Below are 25,900 nucleotides of genomic sequence, written 5' to 3'. Positions count from 1 at the left end.
CTTTGAGCAGCGTCCAGTCCGCCATCGCTATCGCAACTTCCAGCTTTTCCAGCATTCCGCGCCTGTGGCGGCAAGTCAAGAACTGCCCTGGCTTCGTCAGGTCTTCCCTGTCGCAAGGGTTAACGCTCGAGCATTCCACATCCGGACCGATCTACGTTCGGGAGGTCTGCCTCGGCACGGAGCGCCGGAGCGGACCCGGCGACAGCGCAATGCGAGCGCGCCCGCTCGTGACATCCGTCACCATCTGAACGATCCGCCCGGCAGTTGCCTCAGGGAGAGCGGCCAAGATAACGACACCCGCTTCCGTGAAGCTCTCGTTCAGAACCTGGGCGCCCTCGAAACCCACAAGACGCGCCTTGACCAATGCGAGGTCCGAGAACGTCGTCTCGATGGTGGCTTCCCGGAGGATCCGGATCTCCATAAGGGACGATGCGCGCAGGCAGGCCGCCGCAGCCCCGCCATAGGCGCGCACAAGGCCCCCGCTTCCGAGAAGGATGCCTCCGAACCAGCGGGTCACGACGACCGCAACATTGTCGAGGTGCAGGCGATCGATGGCCTGCAGGATCGGCTTGCCAGCCGTGCCGCCGGGCTCCCCGTCATCGCTGAACCGGGAGACCTGCCCCACCCTCCAAGCCCAGCAATTGTGATTGGCGCCGGCATGGGAATGAGCAGCGATGAAGTCCTTTGCCGCCTGCTCGCTCGCAACCGGCCCGGCGGTCGCGAGGAACCGGCTCTTCTTGACGACCTGCTCGAGGGATGTGGTTCGTTCCAGCGTGAACATGAGCCCACATATCGCTCAAACAGCCGTCCAGGCAACCGGTTCTCTGCCGGATCGAGGCCTCCGCTCACGAGGGAGCCCGAAGGCAGGCATTCCCGCAGCCTATTCCCGCGCAGGCGCTACCCGGGTACAAGACTGTTGTTCGCCCCGCAGTTTGGATCATGCTCCATGGCCACCAATGTTACCGATCGTTTTCTCCGTTACGTCGTGATCGACACCCAATCCGACGCCGCATCCGCGACCCAGCCCTCGACCGAGAAGCAGAAGAACCTCGGTCGCCTGCTGGTCGAGGAGCTCCTCGCGATCGGCCTCTCCGACGCCCACCTCGACGAGCACGGCTACGTCTATGCGACTATCCCGGCGAATACGGCTAAGAGCAACGTTCCAGTCATCTGCTTCTGCGCCCACATGGATACGGCGCCGGACTTTTCCGGCACCGGCGTCAAGCCGCAGATCTTGAGAAACTACCAGGGCGGTGACATCCGACTCCCGGGCGACACGAGCCAAATCATTCGGGTCGCAGACTATCCCGTGCTGGAAGACATGATCGGCCACGACATCGTCACGTCGGACGGCACGACGCTGCTGGGCGCCGACGACAAGGCCGGGATCGCCGAGATCATGGCTGCAGCCGAGATCCTGATCAACAGCCCGGACATCCAGCACGGCGCGATCCGCATCCTCTTCACGACCGACGAGGAGATCGGCCGCGGGGTCGACAAGGTCGATCTCGCCAAGCTCGGAGCCGAGTTCGGCTACACGATGGACGGCGAGACGGCCGGCACGGTCGAGGACGAAACCTTTTCCGCCGATGGGGTTGAGATCGCCATCAAGGGCGTGGCGATCCATCCGGGTTTCGCCTACGGCAAGATGGAAAATGCCATCAGGATCGCCGGAGCCATCATCGCGCGTCTGCCCCAGGACATGGCGCCCGAGACGACGAGGGACCGGGACGGCTTCATCCACCCGACAGGCGTGTCCGGCGTCATGGAAAAGGCTCATCTGAGCTTCATCGTCCGCGACTTCACGGAGAACGGTTTGAAGGAAAAGGAGGCTCTTCTGGAAAGGATTACCCGGGAAGTGCTCGGAGAATACCAGGGCTCCAGCTACACCCTCACCGTCAAGGAGCAGTATCGCAACATGAAGCTCGTGCTCGACAAGCATCCGGAGATCGCAGAATATGCCCTGGAGGCCGTCAGACGGGCCGGCATGACACCGGTGCGCGGCAGCATCCGGGGCGGCACGGACGGCTCACGCCTCTCCTTCATGGGACTGCCCTGCGCCAATATCTTCGCCGGCGGCCACGCCTTTCACTCACCGCTGGAATTCGTCAGCCGCCAGGACATGGAAAAGGCGGTGCGGACGATCATCGAACTCGCCAGGATCTGGGAGGAGCGCGCGTAGGGGTCTCTCCATCCGAGGACGGATACAGCCCGCATGCTAAGTGACTTCGGCAAGATGGGCGGCGTCCCGCATTCTTGCGAACCGCTGTTCAGCCGCGCAGGGAGATGCAAGACCGGATCGCCCATTCTTCGATCGGGGTGTGCTGCGAGGACGAAACGACGCAGACCCGGTCGAAGCGCACGCTCATGCCCGTCATCCCCCTCCGCAGGGCAGCGATAGCCTGGGATTTCTCGGTGCTCTCCCGAACGCCGTAGGCCAAGGAAATGTGCGGCATGAAGGTTTCTATGCTTCCCACTCCGAAAAGCGCCACCGCCTTCTCCTTCATTGCCTTGAGAGGCGAGATGTTGGGAAAGCGGGCGTAGAACGAGCGGTAATAGAGCGGGCTCTCCTCGACCGTCTCCACGCTCGCGTCGAAGGAAGCCGCGCCCTCTGCCACGCGCGTCAGAATCGGCTCCAGTTCCTCGCAGGTCCTGGGCATATCCTCGACGAGCGTCAGATGGGGCTGGAAGGCCGGACTGTCGAAGTGCCTCGCCAGGCTCTGAACGATCTCCGAGAATACCCTCTCATGCTCGGAACAGGGCATCAGCCAAATGGAGTGGTACTCGGTCTTCATGTTGCACCTCCACGGCATGCGGACGGGGCCGCCTCCTCAATTGCCGGCCTTAAGGGGCCGGACGCTTCCTCGATACACCAGTGGCACCTGGAGCACCGACACAATGGGAGGAGCCTTCGGATCGGCTTGCCGCTGATCCAGGACCCTGATGGTTTCGGCAGCCAGCACTTCTTCATCCTGGTGGAAGGTGGTCAGGCGGTAGGCGCCCCACCGGGTTTCGGGGATCCCGTCGAAGCCGATGACCGACAGGCTCTCGGGGATCGACAGGTTCAGCACATCCCGGGCATAATCCATCAATCCCAGTGCCATGAGATCGTTGACGCAGAACACCGCCTCGACGGGATCACCTGCTCCCAGGAGCAATGAGGCGGCTGCCTGTCCTCCATCGTAATCGGTGTAGGCTGCTCTTTGCACCTTGACCGGGAGGCTGTGCTTCCGGGCCGCCACGATGAATGCCTCCTCCCGCTCGATCAGATTGGGGCTGCCGACGGCAGACGTGACGAAACCGAGCTTCGTCAATCCCCGCGAGAGAAACACTTCGACCGCGATCTGCGCCGCACGGGCATTGTCAATTCGGATGTGATCGGGGCCGTACTCCGTCCGTCCCATGACGATGAGGGGCTGACCGTTGCGCTGCGCCAGATCGACGATCGACGAGGAAGGCATGCCGGACAGGACGATGGTCGCCTCCGCCCTGTATCGCAGGAGCGTCGCGTGGGCGGCGCTCACCTGCTCCTCTCCGGGTCCCGTGGGAATGAGAACAGGGACGCTCCCCCGCTCCACCAGGCGCCGGGACAAGGCCGCGATCTGGAGCGTCCGGAAGGGGCTTGCTGGATCGGAAGCGACGAGACCGACGAGGCGGCTGCGATTTGCCAGGAGCCCCCGTGCCAGATCATTCACCTGATAGCCCAGCTCGGCGGCGGCCTGCATCACTTTCTTGCGCGTCCCAGGCGCGATGCTCGCCCCAGGCGTGAAGGCGCGCGAAACCGCGGAGCGGGAAACACCCGCCCGTTCCGCCACCATATGGGCGCTGATGAAGCGTGGCCCGGTCTCCTCAGGCTCTGCGTCTGTATCCTGCATGTCCGATCAGTGTCCGACCTTGGAAAGCACGTCCGAACGGAGGAAGCGCTCGACGACGAACATGAAGGTGATCGACGGGACTAGCAGGATCAACGCCGTGATGGACGCGATCTGATAATTGCCGCCAGAGCCCGCCGTGTAAAGCAGAAGCGGCAGGGTTGTGACATCGGGCGCGCCGACGAAATACGTTCCCGTGAACTCGTCGAGGGACTCCAGGAATACGAAGATGGCACTCGCCAGGAGTCCTGGCGCAGCAATCGGCAACGTCACGTCCCGGAACCCGCGCAGCGCGCTCGCGCCCATGGAACGGGCCGCCTCTTCCAATTCCCTGTCGACAGCGGAAAAGGCCGCAGTTGCGATCCAGACCGCATAGACGAGCCCATGGGTCACGTGGACGAGGACTACGCCGAGGATCGTTCCATTAAGGCCATACTGATAGAAGATGCGCGCGATGTTGACATAGACCGGCAGATTCGGGAAGGCCTGCGGAATGAGCAATGCCAGCAGGATCAGGCCGCGGAACGGCAGGCGAAGCCGAGCCAGGGCGTAACCTGCAGGAATGGCGAGTCCGAGAGACAGGATCACCGTGAGGACAGCGATGAATACGCTCGTCCCCAGGGAAGACATTGCGTTGCCGCGAGGCGAGAATACGTTCGCCCAGAAGGAGAAGCCATACTTCAAGGGAAGGACATGCGGGAAGTACCAACGCTCGGCAACGGTCCAGAGAAGAAGATTGACCAAAGGACCGAAGATGACGAATGCCAGGATTCCAAGCGCGATGCCGCGCGGAATCCATTTCCATTCGAGGTAAGCGTTCATCGGCTATGTTCCCTCATGGTCTGACGCAGATAGACCCAGGCCACCGCACTGGTCATCAGCAGCGAGATCAGCCCGAGGGCGTTGGCCACGCCGTAATCCCTATAGGCGTTGATGCGGAACGCCATGTTCGCCGTGATCATGGTGGGCGATTGGGCGTTGATCATGAGTGGAACCGAGAGCACCGACATCATGGTTACGAAGCTGAGGATGAGGCCGACAAGAAGCGTGGTGCGGACCTGAGGAAGCACGATCTCGATGAGGATCCGCAGGCGGTTGGCGCCTAAATTGCGAGCCGCCTCGATGGTGCTGCGATCGATCGAGGCCATGGCTCCGGAGAGAAGGAGAGCGACGAACGGCGTCTGCTTCCAAACAAAAGCGATGACGATGCCTCTCCAGTCGAGAAAGGACATTGCCGATAGGGGTGTCATCAGACCCAGCTCAATGAAGATGTTGTTCATCAGGCCGTTCTTGGCCAGGAACGTCCGCAGAATCTGGCCGACCACGATGAAGGGAATGAATAGGGGCCAACGATAAATCCAACGCAGGATCGCGACGGCGCGTGGATTGGAGCCGAGCGTGAGATAGCCGCCGATCATGATAGAGAAAAGGCCGATCAGGGCTGACGACAGCAGGACGATGGCGAGCGTGAACAGCATGTCGCCGCTGTAGAGCTCGAACGCCTTCGTGAAGTTCCCGAGACTGACCGTCCCGCCGACTTCGAATGCGCCTGTAATCGAACTGATGAGCGGGACGACGAAGAGAAGGACGACGATCGCCAAAGCCGGCGCGACGAGCAAGAATCCCAGCAGATGAACCGGCATGGCAAATCGACAGCCCCCTTCTGCCAGGCCGCCGGCATGCTTCGCGCGGAATGCCCCGGCAGTGTCGGGCTGGGGAAGCTTTTTGCTCCCCCAGCCATGGGTGACCTCAGTTTCCGACTTGGCGCTCATAGGCTTCCAAAATCGCGTTGTTGTAGGGAGCTATCGGGAACGGCTTGCCATACTTGGCCAATTCTTCCGGCGAGATATCCGTAAAGAGCTTTTCCCAGGTTTCTTTGTCGAGGCTTGCCTGAACGTGCTGAGCGTCGATACCCGGATACCAGTTGAACCGTTTGACGATTCCCTCTGCCTGCACCTTCGGGCTCGTCGCGAGAGCGACGAACTTCTCGGCAAGTTCCTTGTTCGCGCTCTTGGCTGGGACCACGTAGTGCATCGGCTGGCCGGGCATGCCGGGAGAAGGCAGGACAAGCTTCATCTCGGGCGGGAGTTGACCGTTGGCCTTCCACGAATAGAACATATCTACCCATACCGGACCGATGGCGATCTCTCCGCGGCTGAGCATGTCCAGCGTACCGGCATTACCCGGTGTGAGCGTGGCGTTGCGCGTGAATTCCTTCAGAGACGCGAAGGCCTTGTCCCAGTTCTTGGCTTCGTCCGGATCGAAAGGTCCGTTCATGAGTTTCTGCGGATCGCCGCCGCCATAGGCATAGATCCAGCCCATGACGAAGCTTACGCCGGAGGCTCCGCCTTTGATGCCGTTATAGCCGAACTGCTTGGGGTTCTTCTTCGCGAACTCCACGATCTCGTCATAGCTTCTCGGCGGATTGGGAACCAGAGCCGGGTTGTAGGCCAAGGCCGTCTGGCTGTTGAACATAGGCATGACATAACCGTCCACGTTCGTTCCGAGAGCCACCTTGGCGTTCTCGCGCGTGACGAGGGAGCCGGTCGGAATCTTGCTGCGATAGGCCTCAAGAAATTTCTGCTCGACCATGGGTCCGACGAACTTCTCGTGAACCACAGCGACGTCGGCGTCCCACTTCGCGACACCCGCCTTGCTCTGAGCCTCGAAGCGCTCGAGAATCTTCTGCGACCCGGCATCGCCCGGGCCGGTGCCGACCACGCGGACCTTCGTGCCCGGGTTTTCCTTCTCGAAGAGCGGCCCCAGATACTCGTTCACATAATCGACCATGTTCTTGTCGCCGGCCGTGATAACGGTCAGCTCAGCCGCAGAAAGCGGCGTGCAGAACAGGCCTGCCGCCAGCGTGGAAGCGATCAATTTAGCCTTCATGTCAGTCCTCCTTGGGCCTCAACCGGTGCCCATCTGTTCCTTGCCGGCGGTTGAAAACTGCCGGACTATTGTTTTGGAAACAGGAAGAGCGCCTCCTCCGGAATCCGGATGGAAACACGCCTGCCGATTTCAAAACTGCGGGGCGAGTCGACGATCATATGCCTCGGGCCGACGGCGATCACATGACGCCAGAGGCCGCCGGGATAACTCGTCTGTTCGACGACGCCGCTCAATCGCAGGGCTCCTTCGTCCTGAACGGATGAGACTGCCCCTTGCGCATCGCTCAACTCCACGGACTCGCCACGGAACCGGGCATTCGACAGACCGGAAAGGAGTCGCCCGCGCGAGGAGACGACAGCGGCCGAATTGAACGGCCCGGCGGCGATCTCGACCCGGTCGCCCTTCGTCTCCGCCGGGAGTTCAACGAGATTTTCCGCTCCCATGAACGCCGCCACGAAGTCGGAAGCCGGACGATTGTACACGTCCTCGGGGGTGCCGACCTGCGCGATCTCGCCGTTGTTGAGAATAACGATCCGGTCCGCCATCACCATGGCTTCCTCACGATCATGCGTGACGTGCACCGCCGTAATTCCGAGTCGCCGCTGAAGGGCGCTGATTTCATGACGCACCGTCAAGCGTATCCGCGCATCGAGATTGGACAGCGGTTCATCGAGCAGAAGGATATCGGGCTCGATCGCGAGCGCCCGCCCCAGCGCCACGCGCTGACGCTGACCGCCGGAGAGATTTGCGGGCTTGCGCGCGCCGAGCGTGTCCATGCCCAGCATTCTTTTGATTTCCGCGACCCGTGCCTCAATCGCGGCCTTCGGCATTCTCCTGAGCTTCAGCCCGTACCCGATGTTCTGGTCGACGGTCATATGTGGCCAGAGCGCATATGACTGGAAGACGAGGGCCATTCCCCGCTTGTCCGGCGGAAGTCCCGTGACATCGTGGCCGTTGACGCGGATTGCGCCGGAAGCCGGGGGATTGAAGCCTGCAATGCTGCGCAGAAGGGTTGTCTTCCCGCAGCCCGAAGAACCGAGGAGGGCTACGAACTCGCCCTTCTCCACGGCGAGGTTCACCCCTTTCAGGACCTCATGCTGGCCATAGAGGACATGGGCATTCACGACTTCAAGAAAGGCACTCACCGATGTCCCTCCTCTAACCTGGGTCGTTCAAGACTCGTTGCACAGGCGTGCAAGAATTATGCTCCGCCGGGCGAACAACACTCAAGTGGGTGTAGACGAAGGTCTGATACACTTTTGTGACGAAGGTCCTTTGCGCGAAGATCCTTGACGGCAGGGGCTCCGCTGGCCCTGTTGCTCGCCGACAAGACCTCGTTCGCCGTAACTGCGTTACGCAAACGCGCTTGCTGCTCTTGCCGCTCCGAACCCTGCTGCCGCACCATCCGTTCCGTGGGAGTGCCATCACGCACATCCTAGCGAGGGCTGAGGCTTCAGCCCTCTCCTCCTCGGCTTCCTGCCGGGCACGTCTCCCTTCCCCTAATTGCCGACCGGGTTTCAGCACGAAGCGAACGTGACCATGGCAGGTTGTGCACCGTCCGCTACAACGGCCTCCGGTGCTCTCGACTATCATTGAAGCGATATATCATTGGCTGCGCAAGAGGCTTTCGTCTTGCCGTGATCGAGTCGAGCACCTGCAACTTTTTGCAGCCTCGCTTGTTGAAGGGCAGTCAAGTTGCTCTTCGCCCGTTTGCACGAAAGGGCCGTTGTCGAATCCAGTCATGAAAGGCGATGAGGGATCACGGCGACCGGGCCACATGGCCGCACCTGCAGCGTGCCCGGGAGGATTGCAGAGTGGAAGTGGCGCACCCGCGCCCTAAGTGTTTCTCGGTTCGCAACACCACACCTCGTCGGCATTCCGGCGACCGTTCTTAACAACTTCGTTCGAGGGGAGCACGGGCTCTTGGCGCAATTCGAATCCAAGCCACAGATCTTGCACCGCACAGCCCAACGCGCCCGCTATGCTGAATCGATCGAGAGGCCGTACGAGGATTCGGACGACCGCTGGACCACCCTCGAGATCGAAACACCGGCCCGGGCAGAGGCTCGCCCCCTTGTCGTTGATCTCGATGGGACTTTGATAGCCTCGGATCTCCTGATCGAGACGGCTTTTTCCGAACTGGGTCGGCGTCCGCATTCCCTGTTCGAGATGCTCAGAGCCCTCGCGCGCGGCAAGGCCGCTCTCAAACACCGGCTCGCTGAGCCTGTCGATTTCGATCCGGGTATGCTCCCCTACGATCCGGAGGTCCTCGCCGCAATCCGGCAAGCGCGCGCCGAGGGACGGCCGGTCTATCTGGCTTCCGCCAGTCATGAGAAGCTCGTCGGCAAGATCGCCGCCCACCTCGGCCTTTTCACCGGATGGTTTGCTTCCAACGAAATCACAAACCTTGCCGGCGAGAAAAAGGCGGCCCAGCTTGTCGAGGCCTTCGGAGAGAGAGGCTTCGACTATATCGGCAATGACGCAGCCGACCTGCCGGTCTGGGAGAAAGCCGCACGAACCTTCGCCATCCGAGCGCCGGCCAGAGTCCGCAGGCAGCTTGCTTCGAAGCGGGCCGAGATTGAGCATCTCCCCTGCCCGCGGCCTGGCTGGCGGACTTGGGCCAAGATGCTCAGGATCCACCAATACGCCAAGAACGCTCTGATTTTCGTCCCGCTGCTGACTTCCCACCATTTTACGATGGAGGCGCTGACCCAGGCGCTCCTGGCCTTCGTCGCCTTCTCTCTGTGTGCCTCCAGCATCTACATTCTTAACGATCTTGTTGATCTGCAAGACGACCGCCGACACCGCAGCAAGTGCAATCGCCCCCTGGCCTGCGGCGCCATTCCGCTGATGCACGGCGTCGTCACGATTCCGATCCTGTTCCTGAGCGCAGTCGCAATCGCAGCGATGCTCTCGTTGCCGTTCCTCGGGGTCCTGCTCGGCTACTTCGCCCTGACGACGGCCTATTCCTTCGCCCTCAAGCGCATGATGATTGTCGACGTGATCACGCTGGCCGGGCTCTACTCGGTGCGGGTGATCGGCGGAGCCGCGGCAACGGGAATCATGGTTTCGGAATGGCTCCTGGCCTTCTGCATGATGATCTTCATGTCTCTGGCACTGATCAAACGCTATGTGGAACTGGCCGCGCGCCGCGACGCCAGCCTGCCCGACCCGACCAGTCGGGACTACAGGAACAGCGATCTCGAGATCGTGGCCGCTCTTGCGGCGGGAGCAGGCTTCAACGCGGTGACGATCTTCACGCTGTACATCTCAAGCGATGCCGTCAACGAACTTTATACACGTCCCCATGTCCTCTGGCTGATCGGCCCCCTGCTGATGTACTGGATCGCACGTGCCCTGATGCTGGCCAGCCGCCGCCTCATGGACGATGATCCGGTGGTGTTCGCGATCAAGGACAGGGTCAGCCTGATCACGGCCGGCGCGATGGCCCTCCTCGTCCTTGCAGCCATTTGACCATATCGCGGAGGCAGGACTTGGACCACATGGGCTCCATTCGCAGGACCGGCTCGCCCGCTCCGGGAATGTTCATCCGCTACGTGCTGTTTGCCGTTCTTGCGACGCTGGCGAACCTGCTCACCCAGGAGGCGAGCATCCGCTTCGCTCCGGGAGCGCCTTTGAGCTTTTCGATCCTCATGGGCACTGCCGCGGGCTTCATTCTCAAATATGTGCTCGACAAGAAATGGGTGTTCGAGGACGCCTATGCCGGCCACCGGCGGGAACTGCACAAAATCGGCCTTTACGGCGCCTTCAGCGTCTTGACCACGCTGGTTTTCTGGGGCTTCGAGATCGCCTTCTGGACGATTTGGCAGACCGATCTCGCGAAGTATACTGGTGCGGTGCTGGGCCTTGCTGTCGGCTATACCGCCAAGTTCCTGCTCGATCGCAGCTTCGTGTTCAAGGAGCGGCAGGCATGACGGAGCTTTCCGGGTGGGGACGCTACCCTCGGCATCCGTCGGATGTCCTGTCCCCTTCATCGCCCTCCGCCGTGCCGCCTTTCATAGCCTCCCATACCGGTCTGGTGTCACGCGGGAACGGGCGCGCCTACGGCGATGCGGCCATTGGCGAGCAGGTGACGCTCGTCACCCGCCGGCTCGACCGGATCCGCGCCTTCGATCCTGCGACGGGCCGCATCCGTGTGGAGGCGGGCCTGCTCCTCGCGGACCTCCTGGACGTGATGGTGCCGAAGGGGTTCTTTCCCCCTGTGGTGCCGGGCACGAAATTCGTCACCATCGGCGGGATGATCGCCTCGGATGTGCACGGCAAGAACCACCACCGGGACGGCGGCTTCGGCGATCACGTGGAGTCCTTGACCCTCGCTCTGCCCGATGGCGGAGTCGCCGCGTGCTCCCTGACGGAGAATGGCGATCTCTTCCGCGCGACGATCGGCGGGATGGGACTGACGGGAACGATCCTCGAAGCCACGCTTCGCCTGAGGCCCATCGAAACCGGATGGATGCGCCAGCAGACGATCGTCGCGTCCGATCTCGACGCGGCGCTCGAAGCACTTCGGGCGACCGCCGACTCCACCTACTCGGTGGCCTGGATCGATTGCCTTGCCAAAGGTCCATCCCTCGGCCGCTCTCTGATCTATGCAGCGGAGCACGCCACGCACCGGGAAGTGGACGCCCTGCGGCCTGGAGCGAAGGCGTTTCCCCCCTCGCGCTCGGGGCGGCTTTCGGTTCCGCTCGATCTCCCGCCTTTTGCCCTCAACCGGCGCTCCGTGGCCGCGTTCAACGAGATGTATTTCCGTGCCGGGGCGTTGAAGGCCGGCTACCCCTTCCTCGTGCACTGGAACCCGTACTTCTTCCCGCTCGACGGAATCGGCGACTGGAACCGCATCTATGGCCGCAGGGGCTTTCTCCAGTATCAGTGCGTCGTCCCGACAGCTCACGCGGGCCCGGCCCTGAGGAGCCTGCTCGACCGGATCTCACACCGGGGCTTTGCCTCCTTCCTGGCGGTTCTCAAGCAGATGGGCCCCGGCCATGGCGACCTGTCCTTCCCCATGGAGGGCTTTACCTTGGCCCTCGACCTGCCGGTGAGCGAGAGCGTCTTCCCGCTGCTCGACGAGCTCGATAGGATCGTGGTCGAGGCCGGGGGGCGGCTCTATCTCGCCAAGGATGCGCGGCAATCCCCCGCCACTTTCGAAGCCGGTTACTCCGGACTGCCCCGGTTCCGCGACCTGCGGCGGGCGATCGGGGCAACCGGCCGGATCTCCTCCCGCTTATCGGCACGGCTCGGCATCTGATGAACGCATCTCGAACCCTCCTTCTCATCGGCGGCACGTCCGATATCGGGCGCGCCACCGCGCTCTGTTATGCGCAGGCCGGCTGGCGCGTGCAGCTTGCGGCCCGCCGGGAGGAAGAAGCGCGGCGCAATGCAGACGACATCGCCGTCCGGACCGGCTCCGAGGTCACCGTTCACCGCCTCGACGTTCTTGAGACGGGCCAATTCGAGTCGTTCATCGAAGGACTCCCGCAGCTTCCCGATACGGTGGTGTGCGTGGTCGGCGAATTGGGTGATCAGCAGCGGGGGCAGACGGATCTCGCTCACGCGACGCAGCTTCTGCGCACCAACTTCGAGGGCCCTGCCCTGCTGCTCGGATCCTTCGCGGAGCGCTTCCTCGAACGGGGCTCCGGTACCCTCGTCGGCGTGAGTTCGGTAGCGGGCGACCGCGGGCGCGGCTCGAACTATCTGTATGGCGCGGCCAAGGCCGGGTTTACGGCTTTCCTGTCGGGTCTTCGCAACCGCCTCGCCCCGGCGGGCCTGCGCGTGATTACGGTCAAGCCCGGCTTTGTGCGCACGCAGATGACGGCCGGATTGAAACTTCCTCCCGTTCTCACGGCACAGGCCGAGGAGGTCGGCCGGGCGATCTTCGCGGCTGCCGAGACAGGAAAGAGTGACGTCATCTACGTGCGCCCGGTCTGGCGACCCGTGATGATGATCATCGGCTCCATTCCCGAGCGCATCTTCAAACGCCTTCGCCTCTAGATTCGGAAGAGCCGCCGATGAACGCTCTGTCGGACCGCCGCATACCCGTTCGGGCCTTCCTCCTCGTGGTGGCAGCGACCTGCGCGCTCCTTCTGGCCCTTCCAGGTCAGACCGTCACGACGCGCTATCTGAACGACCTCCTCCTCATTCTCGACGGAGCCTATCGCATCACGGCGGGCCACGTTCCGAGCCATGATTTCCATACGCCATTGGGTCCGCTGGCCTATTATCTACCTGCAGCGGGATACGGTCTCTCGGGCAGCCTGGGCGGCGCCATGCCGGCCGCCATGGCCCTCGCCACGCTTGCACTGTCGGTGCCGATGCTTCACGTGCTCGGCACACGGCTCCACCCGGTCATCGCTCTTCTCTTCGGCGTGTTCCTTCTCCTGGTTCTCGCCGTTCCCATCAATCTGGGCGAGGGCATCACGGCCCTGACATTCGCCAAGTTCTACAACCGGATCGGATGGGCGGCTTTGGGCATTCTGCTCGTCATGTTCCTGCCCCCACGGGAGGTACGCGGGCGGCAGGATCTTCCGGATGCTCTCTGCGCCGCGGCCCTAACCCTGGTGATGCTCTACACTAAGCTCACCTATGGGATCGTAGCCATGGCCTTCCTCGTGTTCATGCTGACCGATCGGCAACAGAGACGCTGGGTTCTTCATGCTCTCGGGCTGATCGTCGTCTCCTGCACGACTATCGAGATCGTCTGGCAGTCGTCGCTGTCGTATCTCAATGATCTGCGCCTTGCCCTCGACGTAGGAGGACGCCTGCGTGGCACATGGGGACAGATCGCGGATCACATCCTGGTCAACCTGACCGATTACGTTCTGCTCGGCCTGTTCGCGGGCCTTTCGCTTCGCCGCACCTGCAGCGCTCGCGAGGGCTTCTTTTATCTCTTCTGTGCCGTTACAGGATTCCTCATCGTCAATCAGAACTTCCAGGCTTGGGGCATCGTCGCCCTACATGCCGCAGCCGCGGTGGCGGCAGAAACCATTCTGCGGCATGAGGAAGGAACCGTATCGGTTTCCAGGATACAAGCATGGTCCGTCGCAGCCGGCGCCCGGCTGCTCTTTCTGGCTCTTGTTCTGCCGACCATCGTGCACTGCTCTGCCGCACTGGGATTGCACATGATCGCAGCGAGCACACGGGCCGGCCAATCTCTCGACTTGCCCCATCTCGAGCGGGTCCGCCTTGCCAATCTGTGGACATGGGGCGACTACGACGCGGCCAATCAGTATCTCGCCACCGTGCGCGACGGCGTGAAGGCTCTCTCCGAGGCCAACCTGGATGGCGGCAAGATCTTGGCTCTCGACAGGAGCAATCCCTTTCCCATGATCCTCGGTGCGGCCCCGCCCGAGGGCGACCTACCCTGGCTGCAATGGGAGCGCACGCTCAATGCTTCCGCCTTTATTCCCGCCGAGGCCCTGCTGGCAAACGCCGATATCGTCATGGAGCCCAGAACCCCCATCGGCGACGACACCGGGAATCCGGAGCTCGCAGGCTTGAAAGCATTATACGGGCCGTACATCGCCGATCATTACGAGAACGTGCGGGAGACGGATCATTGGAAGATCCATCGTCGTCTGGGAGTCCAGCCAAGGATCGGCATGAATGCGTCGGATTCCTCATGAGCGCGCAAGCGAATGGAATGCGGTTTTCGGCAGGAGCCATTCTGGTTGGCGCCACTCTCTTTGCGTGTCTTTTGGCAGGTCCGGGCCTGACGGTCACAGCATCCTATGTGAACGACCTCTTCATTTTCCTCGATGGCGCTCACAGGATCGACTGGGGGCAGATACCGAACCGGGACTTCCATACGGCCCTGGGACCCCTCTCCTTCTATATCCCTGCGCTCGGCTACTGGATTTCCGGGACCATGGGCGGAGCCATGCCCTATGGCATGGCCCTGGTTACGCTCTTTCTGGCCCCCCCCATCGCGCATGTCATTGGCTCACGCCTGCAGCCGGTCATAGGCATTCCCTATGGGCTCTTCCTGCTTCTTGTCCTGGCTGTACCTGCGAATCTCGGCGAGAGCGTCACGGCATTGTCCTTTGCAATGTTCTACAATCGGATCGGGTGGGCCGCTCTGGGCGCGCTCCTGATCATGTATCTGCGGCCGATCCGACCGATGCGGTGGCAGAACGCTCTCGATGCCTTTTCCGCGACGGTGCTGATCGTGGTGATGCTCTATACGAAGATCACCTATGGCCTCGTCGCGCTCGCCTTCCTGGCCTTTCTGCTGCTCGATGCGCGGCAGCGTGGATGGGCTGCAGCCGCCTTTGGCCTGACGTTGCTCTGCGGTCTTGTCATCGAGGCGTTCTGGCAGTCCACGTCAGCCTATTTCGACGATCTCGCTCTGACGGGCCGAGTGAGCGGGTCGCGGGGCATCGTCGATCTGGCCTCCGCCCTCCTCCGCCACTTGGCCGATTTTTCTCTCCTGGCTATCTTCGCGCTCCTCGTGCTCTGGCGAACCCGCAGCCTGCCGGACCTTCTGTTCTTTGGCTTCTGCACACTTCCCGGCCTCATGATCCAGAGCCAGAACTCCCAGCCTTGGGGTATTCTGACGATCCATGCCGGTGCCGCCGCTGCGGCGCAGATGCTGTTGCATTTACCGGCCCATCCCCCCGGCCGTGGTGCGAAACTCGCGGTCTTCGGCTCAGGATCTCCCCTTCTGCTCATGGCGCTGATCCTGCCGACGCTCCTCCACTGCGCCATGGCTCTGGGATTTCACACGACCTTGGCCCTCGCGAAGGCCGGACAGGCGTTCGATCTGCCTCGTTTCGGAGAGATACGGCTCATTTCCCCGTGGCTGTCGAGAGAAAGAACGATGATGCATGCGTATCTCGCAAGCATTGAGGAGGGTGCCCGTGGCTTGAAGAGCCTTCCGGAAAAGCCTGTGAAGGTATCTGTCCTGGATTTCTCGAATCCCTTCTCGGCGGGCCTAGATCTTCCCCCTCCACGCGGTGACAGCGCCTGGCTCCACTGGGGGCGCAACATCAATGAAGTCCATTTCACCCATCCGGGCAAACTGCTTGCCGATGTGGAGATATTGATGCTCCCCACATGGGGCATCAACAACATCCCACTGAGAACATTGTATCAAACCCACATCGACTCGGCCTTCGAGCTGCTCCTTGAGAACGAGGGCTGGGCCATATACCGCCGCAAGAACCCGGAGGTTGCAGCCAAGGATGCGCCGTCAGGGAACGCGGGTCCCTATTCATGGTTGAGGCTGGGGGATGGATTTCGGCCATGACAGTTTGGATGCGAGGCTCAGCACAGGTCAGACTGCTGATCATTACAGTGGCTGCGATTTGCGCCCTCATGCTCGCTTGGCCGGGTCAGACGGTTACGACTAAATATGTCAATGATCTCTTCATCTTTCTTGACGGCGTTCACCGCATCAATTCGGGCCAGATTCCCAACAGGGACTTTCACACCGCTCTAGGCCCCCTCGTCTATTATGCCCCTGCGCTCGGCTATTGGCTGTCCGGCACGTTCGGTGGGGCTATGCCGGTCGGCATGGCACTGATCACTGCTGCCCTGGCGCTCCCGGCATCACATATCCTCGGCTCGCGCTTGCGGCCCGCAGTCGCCCTCCCTCTCGGCATCTATCTCATCCTGGTGGCCGCCGTTCCCATGAACCTGGGCGAGAGTGTCAGCGCTCTTTCGTTTGCGATGTTCTACAACCGCATCGGCTGGGCCGGACTCGGATTTCTGCTGGTGATGTATCTGCGCCCGGAACGTCCCGGCCGTAGCCAGAATGGGCTCGATGCCGCGTGTGCCGCGTTCCTGGTGATCTTGATGCTCTATATCAAGATCAGCTACGGACTTGTCGGAATCGGCTTTCTGATCCTCCTGCTCCTCGATGCCCGTCAGCGTCTCTGGTCCATCAGCGCGCTCGGCCTCACCGCCATCGGCTGTCTCGTCGTCGAGGTCTTCTGGGGTGGGACGAAGGCGCACATTGCAGATCTCCTTCTCGCCGGCGAGGTCAGTGGCAGCCTGAAGCCTGTCGATCAAATCGTACAACTTCTCCTCGGCAATCTTCCCGATTTCACGCTGTTCTTCGTCTTTGCGGGCCTAATTCTCTGGCGCACCAGGAGCATTCGGGATTTCCTGTTCTTCGGCTTCAGCGCAGGATCGGGATTTCTGTTGATCATGCAGAACTTCCAGAATTCGGGCATCGTTACCCTGATGGCGGCATCCGCAGTGGCGGTAGAGCGCTTGGCGCGCAGCGATCGGCAGGCGTACGAGCCTCGGCGCCGCCCCCTGACCGCCGGTGCGCAGCTTCTGCTCTTTGCCTTCGTGCTGCCGGGAAGCCTTCAATACGCGGCAGCTCTTGGGCTGCACACGGGATTGGCGAGCCTGGACCGCGGGCAAGCCGCGCCCTTGCCGAACTTCGGCGAGGTCAAGCTCGTCCGGCTCTGGAACGACGGAGACTATCCTGCATTCAGCCGCTACTTCGCCAGCCTCGCAGATGGCGCGCGTGCTCTGTCCTCTCTGGAACAGGAAACGGATCACGTGCTCGTTCTGGACTTCGTCAGCCCCTTCTCCGCTGGTCTCGGCCTTGAGGCACCTACCGGCGACAGCACCTGGTATCACTGGGGCCGCACGGTCAACGAGCACAGTTTCCTTCCGGCCAAGAGTTTGTTCGACGACGTGCGGATCATCATGGAGCCGAAATGGCCTGTCGATGGCGCAACGACCGAGGGGCTCAAAGCGATTTACGCCGAATTCATAAACGATCAATTCGAGTTCGCGGGGGAGACCGCCGACTGGAGGATTTACGTATTGCGTGCGCCGCCGGCCGAGACCGTCAGTCGCTCGAACGACTCCGACCGAGACGGCGAGGAGGACGACATTGTCCCGAGCGGCGGCTGAAACCATGCTTAGCGCATCGTTCGGTGCGAAAAGCCGGGTCCCTTTTCCCACGATGCGCTAGGATGTTTGCTCGGCACCGCCCAGCCGGGACACGGGAACACTCGCGGGTGATGCCTCGGCTCGCCGGCGCACCTCGGCCATAGCCAGAACCGCGAGGCAAAGCACCATGGCCCAGCCATAGACTGAACCGATGGTGAGCTGGATCCATGCAGGTCTCGTGAACTGGTCGATGACGACGGGAACCGGCACGATGAGCAGAAGGGCGACGACGCGCATGGCAGGCTTATGCCAATGGCTCAGGAAGACCGGCAGGAGAAACAGCGTATAGTGAACCCACCCCAGGGGCGAGGCGAGAAGAGACGCAACCAGGGCCAAGGCACTCGCAGCCATGGCGTTCGGCCGACGCCGGAAGGCCCATGCCGCGAGCAGCGCCAGAAGCGCAAGGCTGGCGATCACCCCGAGAAGCGGGATTCCGGCGCGAGCCGCAAAGCCCGCAAAAGAGGTATTGGTGAGGAAGAACGCCCGCTCCTTGTCGGAGGCGATCAGTTCGAACCACTGCCGGTAGACCTCGAGGCCATATACGAACAGCGGGATGGCGCTGATCACGGCAGCCGTGACCAGCGCCGTGAGTGCCGGCCTCCAATGGCCTGAAAGAAGCAGCAGGACCGGCCACACGAGGAAATTCGGTTTCATCGAGACCAGCATTCCAATGAGGATTCCGGCTGCCCCAACCTGTCCGCGCTCGAGAAGAAGCCATCCGGCGACGGCCGCGAGGGCGAGCGGCAGGTAGATCTGCCCCAGAAAGAGCGTGTCCCAGAATCCGGCAAGGGCGAAAGCCCAAATGGCCATGATCGGAGCCTGAGGGCTCCGGAAGCGCCATGCAATGAGGAAAACGGCAGCAACGTAGGATGCGATCGAGATCCAACGCCAGGTTTCGAAGGCGGCGCGCGGATCCGGCGCGTCGAACATCTGGAACAGAAGCGCCGATACGGGCGGGTTGAGATTAGGGTTCCAGGATTCGAATCCTGGCAGTTCGACATGCAGTGTCAGCGGATACACGCCGTAGGGATTCAAACCTTCAGCCGCAGCCCGCCCCGAAGCGACGAAAGAGCCGAAATCCCACAAGCCTCCGTCGTGAGCGATGCGCGGGAACTCCGCCATGATCGCAAGGAACGACAAAACCAATACAACGAGATTGACGAGCCAGCGCGCCGATGCCGCCATTCATGACATCCCAATCGAAAGAAGCTTGAGTTTATGCAGGATGGAACTAGGGCATCGCTCATTGGAGCACAGCCCTTCGCGCCCATCCGCTTGCGGCGCATTTGGAACTGCCGACTCTGCAACGAGGTTTACGCATGAGCCAAGCCTTTCCGCTCGGTTTCTGGTAACATAAGGTTCAGTCCGTCGATGGCAAACAATCCAGCAACTCAGCAGGGTCCATCCCAAGCCCCCTCAGCGCTTGCAACAATGGCCGCCGTCGTAGTCGGCTGGGCGCTGGTCCGGCTCGTGGCAGGGGGCGAGCGCAACCATGCGCCTGCCCCGGCAGGTGACCGAGCTCGGCGTGCCGGCAAGGGTCAGCCGCAGAAGAATACCGGATTCACGCAGAAGCAGCATGCCGACCCCGATGCGGCAGCAGCCGAGGGCGACCGTGGGCGTGAGGCCGACAAGCCTACGAAAATTCCGGCGAAGGGTTGGAAGGACATACTCTGGCGGACTTACGAGGAATTCGGCAAGGATCGGATCATGTCGGTCGCCGCTGGCGTCACCTACTATGCCCTGCTCGCCGTCTTTCCCGCCATTGCCGCTCTTGTTTCCATATACGGCCTCTTCGCGGATCCCGCCACGATTCAGGATCACCTCAACGCCATGTCTGGCATCCTCCCGGGTGGCGCGCTGGAAATCATCGGCGAACAGGTGCAACGCATTGCTTCGCAGGGAGGTGGTGCACTCGGCTTTGGCTTCATCTTCGGTCTCGCCATCTCGCTATGGAGCGCCAATGCCGGGATGAAAGCGGTGTTCGATGCTCTCAACATCGTCAATGACGAGGAAGAAAAGCGCAGCTTCCTACGGCTGAATCTGACCTCTCTCACCTTCACCTTGGGTGCCATCCTGTTCATCCTCGTCGCCCTCGGCGGCATCGTCGTTCTTCCGATCATCCTGAACTTCATCGGTATGGGCGGCAGCATGGAATGGCTGCTGTCTCTCATGCGCTGGCCTGTTCTTCTCATCGGCGTCACCTTCAGCCTGTCGCTGATCTACCGCTTCGGACCGAGCCGGGACAAGGCCGAATGGCGCTGGGTGACGCCCGGTGGCATCATCGCGGCAGTGCTGTGGATTGCCGTGTCGATGCTCTTTTCTTGGTATGTATCCAACTTCGGCAGCTACAACGAAACCTACGGCTCGCTGGGCGCGGTCATCGGCTTCATGACATGGATCTGGCTGTCGAGCATCGTCGTTCTGCTGGGGGCCGAGATCAATGCCGAGATGGAGCACCAGACGGTCAAGGACACCACCGAAGGTGTGCGGGAACCCATGGGCACGCGAGGAGCCAAGATGGCTGATACGGTTGGTGTGGCGAAAGCTTGAACACCGACAGCAAACAAGAAGGGCGCCGGGCTATCCGGGCGCCCCTTTATGTGAGGGGAAAGAATACAGCCTCAGGCCTGCCTTGCCGCGACAGCTCCCTGGAGCATGGTCAGAGCGCGCGCGGCCTTGCTTGAATCGGAACGTTCGTCGGAAAACCAGGCGATGGTCGCCTTCAGCCCGACATCCAGCGACGTCTTCGGCGACCAGCCGAGGATCTGCTTGGCAAGAGTGATATCAGGGCGGCGGCGGCGCGGATCATCCACCGGCAGCGGACGCGAGACGATGCGGGAAGAAGATCCCGTCATCACCAGAACCTTCTGCGCCAGATCGCCCACGGTGAGCTCGTTCGGGTTGCCGAGGTTCACTGCGCCCGGGAACGGGCCATTGTACGCCATGAGACGCATGAATCCGTCCACGAGATCGGATACGTAACAGAATGAGCGCGTCTGGCTCCCGTCCCCATAGATTGTGATGTCGTCCCCGGCCAGGGCCTGGCAGATCACATTGGAGACCACGCGTCCGTCATCGGCGCGCATACGGGGACCGTAAGTGTTGAAGATCCGCGCGACGCGCACATCGGCGCGGCCGGCACGTTCGAAATCGAAGGTCAGCGTTTCCGCGGCCCGCTTGCCTTCGTCATAGCACGCCCGCGGGCCTGTTGGGTTCACGTTTCCCCAATAGCTCTCTTTCTGCGGATGCACCTCAGGGTCGCCATAGATTTCGCTGGTGGAAGCCAGGAAGAACCTTGCCCCCGTCGCCTCGGCGAAGGTGAGCAGATTATGGGTCCCGACGACGCTGGTGAGCATCGTGTGCTCGGGGTCGGCCTGATAATGAGGTGGCGACGCGGCACAGGCAAGATTGAAGACCTCGTCGAACTTCACCTTCTTTGAGCGCAGCCGTGCCGGGAGCGGCTTGATGATGTCGCTGTCGACCAGATCGAACCGGGGCTCACGCTCCAGGTGCCGGAGATTCTGCTTTCGTCCCGTCTGGAAGTTGTCGAGAGCGACCACGTGCGCGCCTTCGCTCAGCAGGGCATCGCACAGATGCGACCCGAGAAAGCCGGCTCCACCCGCGACAAGGACGAGCTTGCTCTTGCCATTCTTCATGAAGACCATCTCCGTATGGGACCGCCGACAACGGCCACGAGGAACATACCTTTACCGGTCCAACGTCGAAGCTTGGCATTGGTTCAATGCCGGCTTCAGAATCTATTCAGGCCTTCAGGCCTCCACCCCCATTGCAAGGCGATGTTCCTGTTTGCGGCGCTCCATGGCTTCAAGCAGGTCCTGCTCCATGGAGGCCGCGCGGTGGGCAGCGGTGTGGTCGGACAGGATCCTCTTTCGCGAGGCCTGTCCCATCCTGTCGCGCCGGCTTTCGTCCCATCCTTCGAGCACCTGGACGACATCGTCGGAATTCCGAGCGAGAACGATCTCGCTTCCAGGAGCCAGAAGCGTGCCGATGCCGTCCCACGTGTCCGAGATGATGGGTGTTCCGCAGGCGGCGGCCTCAAACAGGCGAACGCTCGGGCTGTAGCCGGCGCGGATCATGTCCGCGCGGGTGACATTGAGAGTGAAGCGGCTCGCCGCATAAAAGGCCGGGTGTTCACGGGGCGGCACGTGATCGATGCGCTCCACATTCCCGGGCCACGCGATATCGGATGGGTATTGCGGCCCTGCCACGACGAAGCGCAGATGCGGCGTGCGCCGAGCCGGCTCGATCAGGAGTCGCTCGAGAGTCGGCTGACGGTCAGGGCTATAGGTGCCGAGATAGCTCAGATCCCAGCGCTTCTCCCGATCCAGAACGGGATAGAGCTCGGGATCGACCGAGCAGTAGAGCGCCCGCGCCGCAGGCGATCCGTACTGGTCCATGAGGAGATCGAGCGTCGGGCCTCCCGTGAAGGAGAAGTAGACGTCGTAATTGGGGATCAGCGGCGGCGAGAGATACTCGTAATCACCCCTTTCGAGCTTCGCCAGGGTTACGGGCGTGTCGATGTCGTAGAAGGCCGTCACGCCTCTCGCCGTCTCCTGAACCCAGCGCCCGACGGCGACCCCCTCAGGCACGTAAGAGCCCACGATCACGCAATCGGCAGCGGCGACCTCGTCCTTGTACCGTTCCAGATCCTCAAGACCGGTGTAAAACTCCAGGCGACAGAAATCAGGATCCGTGAGGTCCCGGTGCGCGGCGTACCACGGCACGTCGCGCTCCAGGAACAGCACGTCGTGTCCCCGCGCGGCGAGGGCCTTCAGCAAAGCGCGGAACGTGGTGGCATGCCCATTGCCCCAGGAAGAGGACAGGCTCAGGCCCAGAACGGCAACGCGCAGCCCGCTCACGCCACGCTCCTCTCGCGCTTCTGGGAGGCTGCCTCCCGCAGGATAGCATCGACCTCGGCCCCTCGGCGGGCATAGGTGTGCTCCGCCATGATGCGCCGGCGCGCGGCGTCGCCGATCGCCTTGGCGCGCTCGGGATTCAACATCTCCACATGATCGGCCACATCCTTGCCGTCACGCGCCACGAGCACCTCCTCGCCCTCTTTCAGGAAGAGCTCGAGGCCGACCCAGGCGTCAGTGATGAGGCATGCGCCCGCACCCGCGGCCTCGAACACGCGTGTCGCCGGCGAGTAGCCGGTCGTTGCCATGGAGTCCCGTGCGATGTTGAGCACCGCGAGCGGACTCGTGTTGAATGCATTGTGATCGCGCGTATAGACGTGCCCGATATGGCGCACGTTCGACGGCATGCCTTTCGTCTCCCAGCCGTTGCCGCCGATCAGAAAGCTCCGTTTGGGCAGGCGCGCGGCCGGTTCCAGGAAGAACTGTTCCACACGCGCCTCGCGATCCGGCAGGCGGTTCCCGAGGAAGGAGAGATCCGCCTTGAAGCGCTCGTCTGCTGGAACTGGATGATGGGTCGAAGGATCGAGGGCGTTGTAGATTGGAATGCAGCGGCGAGCGCCGAACCCCTCATAGGCTTCGATCACCGGCGGGCCTCCGCCATAGGTCAGCACGAAATCGAGGGCCGGCAGCGTACGCCGCAGGAGATGGTCCGGGCTTTCGCGTAGTTCCGCGAGTGTCGCCGGTGCGTCCACATCCCAAAAGATGCGAATGGCGTCGGGCCGGGATGCAGCCACGACCCCTTCCAGGAGTTCTTTGTCGAACACGCCGACGCCCGAGGCCTTCACCACCACATCGGCCCTTGCCGCCTCGGCCACGACCCCGCGCATAGCCTCGTCGGTCGCAGGATAGACTTTGACCTCTGCCCATTCCGGGGGCTCGATATCGCGATGCTTTTGACGGTCAAACGCGTCAGGCTCGTAGAACGTGATGGCGTATCCGCGCCGGGCGAGTTCGTTCAGCATGCCCCGGTAATATGTCGCCGCTCCGTTCCAGTAAGAGGAGAGAAGGCTTGAGCCGTAAAAGGCGATCTTCATGCGGTCATCTCCATCGGCGCTTCGGCGCCGTCGTTTTTCAAGAGGCTCAGCAACTGATCGACACGGTGCGCGCAGGTGTGACGATCACGGATGGCAGCCAAACCGCTCTCCATCAGCGAGCGGCGCAGGTCCGGATCGTTGCCGATGGCCGTGAGGTGGCGCTCCATTTCGCTCTCATCGCGCGCCACGAGATAATCAGTGCCGGGCTTGAAGAGACCTTCCGAGTCGATCCAGGGCGCCGACACGAGAGGAATTCCGCAGGCGAGAGCCTCGAAGACGCGGATCGTCGGGATCCCCGGAAGCATGTTCACGTAGAAGCGGCGGGGCACGTGCACGGTGGCTAGATGCCGTGCGAACACCTCCGGAGCCCGAGCATTCGGCAGCCATCCCCGATAGGTCACGCCATAGCGCGCCAGAGTCTCCAGTGCATGCTCCGGATAGCGCACTCCATAGATCTCGAGAGGCAGGCCGACAGTCCGGGCCGGGCGGAAGAGATACGTTTCAAGCTCGACGCTGCGCTCGTTGTCGCCCCAGTTCCCGATCCACACGAGACCCTTGCGTTCGACCTCTTCGGCCGGCGGCCGGAAGAGCCGCGTGTCGGCCGCCTCATGCCAGACATGGACGCGCTCGCCCCAGCCCCAGCGACGATAGACGTCCGCCAGCGTTTCGCCGAAGGCGAGGACACCATCATATCCACTGAGGTCGAACCGACGGATCGCGTCGGGCTCGCTGACCGCCCGATGATGCGTATCATGGAAAAGGAGCGTGAAGCGCGCGCCCTGTTTTCGCAAGCGGCCTATCTCCGCGACGAGCGCCGGATCGTTCCATTCATGAACGATCACCACGTCCGCACCCGCCACCATTTCGGAGAGGTCGGCATCAGGAGCGAAAATGACCGAGGTCAGCTCGGGATAGAGGCTGCGATAAGCCTCAAGCCCTGTTTCACCATGATCTCTCAAGAGGTTGTCCAGGCTCCAGGCCCCTTTGGGCTCATAAGCCACGACCTCGTGTCCGCGATGGATGAGCTCTCGCAGCACGCCCCTGAGGAAGTGCGCATTGCCGTGATTCCAGCACGATGCAAGGGAATGCGTGAAGTAGGCGAATCTCATGCGACAGCCCCCTTTAGGGAGAGAGGATCGACTTTGGACGGGAGCAGAGACATGTATGCGGAGAGAAGGCCCGTGCTCATGGATTCCAGGCTGTAGATCGAAGCGCGATCGCTGGCTGCCTTCCCCATTGCGCGGCGCGCATCATCGTCGGCGGCAAGGCGATCGATGGAGCGCGCAATGGCCTCGTCATCATCCGGGTCTACGAACAGAGCTGCGTCCTCCCATAACTCACGAAGGGTCGGAATATCGGACAGGACCAGTGCGCAGCCCGCCTGGGCCGCCTCCAGCACGGCAAGACCGAAGGGCTCATATCTCGCAGCGGAGACGAAGATCGGCTGCGCACTCAAATAGGATGCAACCTCGGCGTCGCTCAGGCGCCCGAGGGCGGTGGCATGACGAGCGGTCATGCGCGCGCCGTTGGGGCCCTCGAGCGGACCTGCGGCGAGAATGGGAAGGGAGAGTCGCGATGCTGCCCGGTCGACGGCTGCGAAATTCTTGCCCTCGTCCCACAATCTTCCGGCTGTGAAAGCAAAGAGCGCGTGCCTTCTCGAGTTTCGTTCAGTGATAGGTTGACGTCCGTTCCGGACGACGGTCGGAGCCCTTGCAAGACCATAGACACGAGCGGTGGCGTCGGCGAAAGCCGCTGTCGGTGCCAGGAGCGTATCAGCCCTTTGGTATCCCTGACGTACAAGTTCGGTGCGCCATACGAATTCTCCCGGAAGCGATCCGCCGCGCACCGCATCCCACCACGTCGCAACGCATGAATGGCAGACGGCTACCACGGGACAGGCAAAATCCGCGCCGGCAAAAAGAGCGGGGCTGTTGAGATGCACGATGTCAGGCTGGATTTCGGCGGCCAGACGCGCAACGGCACGCCCGGACTCCCTGACGGCGCCCGCGTGATCCGCTGTCCAGTCGAGAGGGAGATCCGTCATGATCACCTCGATGCCCAGGGCCTCGGCCTGGCCTGTCTGGTCGTCAGACGGGGCGGGACCGAGGACAGCGAGAGTTGTTTCGACCCCATGTGCGCGCATTCCCTGAGCAGCATCCAGCGCATATTGCCAGACCCCGCCAACCGCATCGGCCGTCATGAGAACCCGAAGAGCAGGTGTGGTCCGTTCGGATGCAGGCAT

22 protein-coding genes are annotated in these 25,900 nt (G+C 62.1%); 9 read left to right on the top strand and 13 right to left on the bottom strand.

Going from position 1 to position 25,900, the window contains the following annotated elements; translation table 11 throughout:
• Window positions 1–151 precede the first annotated feature (151 nt).
• The gene (locus GR328_RS08295; RefSeq protein ID WP_160884047.1) at window positions 152–781 is read right to left on the bottom strand and encodes an IMPACT family protein; all 630 of its coding nucleotides are present in this window, start codon (window positions 779–781) and stop codon (window positions 152–154) included.
• 165 nt (window positions 782–946) lie between these two features.
• Here GR328_RS08295 and pepT point away from each other — a divergent pair, with 165 nt between their 5' ends.
• Window positions 947–2,182: a peptidase T gene (pepT, locus tag GR328_RS08290; RefSeq protein ID WP_160884046.1), complete on the top strand. Its 1,236-nt coding sequence runs from the start codon at window positions 947–949 to the stop codon at window positions 2,180–2,182.
• Between the two features lie 88 nt (window positions 2,183–2,270).
• Here pepT and GR328_RS08285 read toward each other — a convergent pair whose 3' ends face one another.
• The 6 genes from GR328_RS08285 to GR328_RS08260 all read right to left on the bottom strand — a co-directional run bounded on the left by GR328_RS08285 (window position 2,271) and on the right by GR328_RS08260 (window position 7,906).
• Window positions 2,271–2,795 (bottom strand): 2'-5' RNA ligase family protein, encoded by a 525-nt coding sequence (locus GR328_RS08285; protein WP_160884045.1) that lies wholly within the window; start codon window positions 2,793–2,795, stop codon window positions 2,271–2,273.
• Window positions 2,796–2,831: 36 nt separating this feature from the next.
• Window positions 2,832–3,875 carry a LacI family DNA-binding transcriptional regulator gene (locus tag GR328_RS08280; protein WP_160884044.1) on the bottom strand — a complete coding sequence of 348 codons (1,044 nt, stop codon included), beginning with the start codon at window positions 3,873–3,875 and terminating at the stop codon, window positions 2,832–2,834.
• A gap of 6 nt (window positions 3,876–3,881) precedes the next feature.
• Entirely contained in the window at window positions 3,882–4,694 is an 813-nt protein-coding gene (locus GR328_RS08275; RefSeq protein WP_160884043.1) for an ABC transporter permease, read from the bottom strand.
• Window positions 4,691–5,515, bottom strand: a complete 825-nt coding sequence (locus GR328_RS08270) for an ABC transporter permease (RefSeq protein ID WP_160884042.1) — start codon at window positions 5,513–5,515, stop codon at window positions 4,691–4,693. The genes GR328_RS08275 and GR328_RS08270 overlap by 4 nt, the downstream gene beginning before the upstream one ends.
• 106 nt (window positions 5,516–5,621) lie before the next feature.
• Window positions 5,622–6,761 (bottom strand): ABC transporter substrate-binding protein, encoded by a 1,140-nt coding sequence (locus tag GR328_RS08265; protein WP_160884041.1) that lies wholly within the window; start codon window positions 6,759–6,761, stop codon window positions 5,622–5,624.
• 65 nt (window positions 6,762–6,826) lie between these two features.
• The gene (locus GR328_RS08260; RefSeq protein ID WP_160884040.1) at window positions 6,827–7,906 is read right to left on the bottom strand and encodes an ATP-binding cassette domain-containing protein; all 1,080 of its coding nucleotides are present in this window, start codon (window positions 7,904–7,906) and stop codon (window positions 6,827–6,829) included.
• A 778-nt stretch (window positions 7,907–8,684) separates the two neighbouring features.
• Here GR328_RS08260 and GR328_RS08255 point away from each other — a divergent pair.
• Genes GR328_RS08255 through GR328_RS08225 form a run of 7 tightly spaced genes read left to right on the top strand, consistent with a single transcriptional unit; the run spans window position 8,685 to window position 17,648 of the window.
• Window positions 8,685–10,235, top strand: coding sequence for a UbiA family prenyltransferase (locus tag GR328_RS08255; RefSeq protein WP_246215752.1), 1,551 nt, complete (start codon window positions 8,685–8,687; stop codon window positions 10,233–10,235).
• 29 nt (window positions 10,236–10,264) lie between these two features.
• Window positions 10,265–10,696, top strand: a complete 432-nt coding sequence (locus tag GR328_RS08250; protein ID WP_160884073.1) for a GtrA family protein — start codon at window positions 10,265–10,267, stop codon at window positions 10,694–10,696.
• Window positions 10,693–12,027, top strand: a complete 1,335-nt coding sequence (locus GR328_RS08245; RefSeq protein WP_160884039.1) for an FAD-binding oxidoreductase — start codon at window positions 10,693–10,695, stop codon at window positions 12,025–12,027. Before GR328_RS08250 ends, GR328_RS08245 begins: the two co-directional genes overlap by 4 nt.
• Window positions 12,027–12,770 carry an SDR family oxidoreductase gene (locus GR328_RS08240; RefSeq protein WP_160884038.1) on the top strand — a complete coding sequence of 248 codons (744 nt, stop codon included), beginning with the start codon at window positions 12,027–12,029 and terminating at the stop codon, window positions 12,768–12,770. Before GR328_RS08245 ends, GR328_RS08240 begins: the two co-directional genes overlap by 1 nt.
• Before the next feature lie 17 nt (window positions 12,771–12,787).
• Entirely contained in the window at window positions 12,788–14,401 is a 1,614-nt protein-coding gene (locus GR328_RS08235; RefSeq protein ID WP_160884037.1) for a hypothetical protein, read from the top strand.
• On the top strand, window positions 14,398–16,023 hold the full coding sequence (locus tag GR328_RS08230; RefSeq protein WP_160884036.1) for a hypothetical protein: 1,626 nt from the start codon (window positions 14,398–14,400) through the stop codon (window positions 16,021–16,023). The genes GR328_RS08235 and GR328_RS08230 overlap by 4 nt, the downstream gene beginning before the upstream one ends.
• Complete coding sequence (locus tag GR328_RS08225) at window positions 16,020–17,648, top strand: hypothetical protein (RefSeq protein WP_160884035.1); 1,629 nt, start codon at window positions 16,020–16,022, stop codon at window positions 17,646–17,648. The genes GR328_RS08230 and GR328_RS08225 overlap by 4 nt, the downstream gene beginning before the upstream one ends.
• Window positions 17,649–17,705: 57 nt before the next feature.
• Here the strand turns inward: GR328_RS08225 and GR328_RS08220 are convergent, their stop codons facing one another.
• Window positions 17,706–18,872 carry a glycosyltransferase family 87 protein gene (locus GR328_RS08220; protein WP_160884034.1) on the bottom strand — a complete coding sequence of 389 codons (1,167 nt, stop codon included), beginning with the start codon at window positions 18,870–18,872 and terminating at the stop codon, window positions 17,706–17,708.
• A gap of 186 nt (window positions 18,873–19,058) precedes the next feature.
• Here GR328_RS08220 and GR328_RS08215 point away from each other — a divergent pair, with 186 nt between their 5' ends.
• Window positions 19,059–20,237: a YihY/virulence factor BrkB family protein gene (locus tag GR328_RS08215; RefSeq protein ID WP_160884033.1), complete on the top strand. Its 1,179-nt coding sequence runs from the start codon at window positions 19,059–19,061 to the stop codon at window positions 20,235–20,237.
• 71 nt (window positions 20,238–20,308) lie between these two features.
• Here the strand turns inward: GR328_RS08215 and GR328_RS08210 are convergent, their stop codons facing one another.
• The 5 genes from GR328_RS08210 to GR328_RS08190 form a co-directional block, all read right to left on the bottom strand.
• Window positions 20,309–21,343 carry a UDP-glucuronic acid decarboxylase family protein gene (locus tag GR328_RS08210; RefSeq protein ID WP_160884032.1) on the bottom strand — a complete coding sequence of 345 codons (1,035 nt, stop codon included), beginning with the start codon at window positions 21,341–21,343 and terminating at the stop codon, window positions 20,309–20,311.
• A gap of 114 nt (window positions 21,344–21,457) precedes the next feature.
• Entirely contained in the window at window positions 21,458–22,567 is a 1,110-nt protein-coding gene (locus GR328_RS08205; RefSeq protein WP_343039326.1) for a CgeB family protein, read from the bottom strand.
• The gene (locus GR328_RS08200) at window positions 22,564–23,658 is read right to left on the bottom strand and encodes a CgeB family protein (protein WP_160884031.1); all 1,095 of its coding nucleotides are present in this window, start codon (window positions 23,656–23,658) and stop codon (window positions 22,564–22,566) included. The genes GR328_RS08205 and GR328_RS08200 overlap by 4 nt, the downstream gene beginning before the upstream one ends.
• A complete protein-coding gene (locus GR328_RS08195; RefSeq protein ID WP_160884030.1) occupies window positions 23,655–24,767 on the bottom strand; it encodes a CgeB family protein in 1,113 nt (370 codons plus the stop codon). Before GR328_RS08195 ends, GR328_RS08200 begins: the two co-directional genes overlap by 4 nt.
• Window positions 24,764–25,900, bottom strand: coding sequence for a glycosyltransferase family 4 protein (locus tag GR328_RS08190; protein ID WP_160884029.1), 1,137 nt, complete (start codon window positions 25,898–25,900; stop codon window positions 24,764–24,766). Before GR328_RS08190 ends, GR328_RS08195 begins: the two co-directional genes overlap by 4 nt.

It is taken from the genome of Microvirga makkahensis (assembly GCF_009830105.1).
Taxonomy (GTDB): Bacteria; Pseudomonadota; Alphaproteobacteria; order Rhizobiales; family Beijerinckiaceae; genus Microvirga; species Microvirga makkahensis.
Note: the sequence above shows the minus strand (reverse complement) of the source record. Positions and strands in the feature narration are given on the sequence as shown.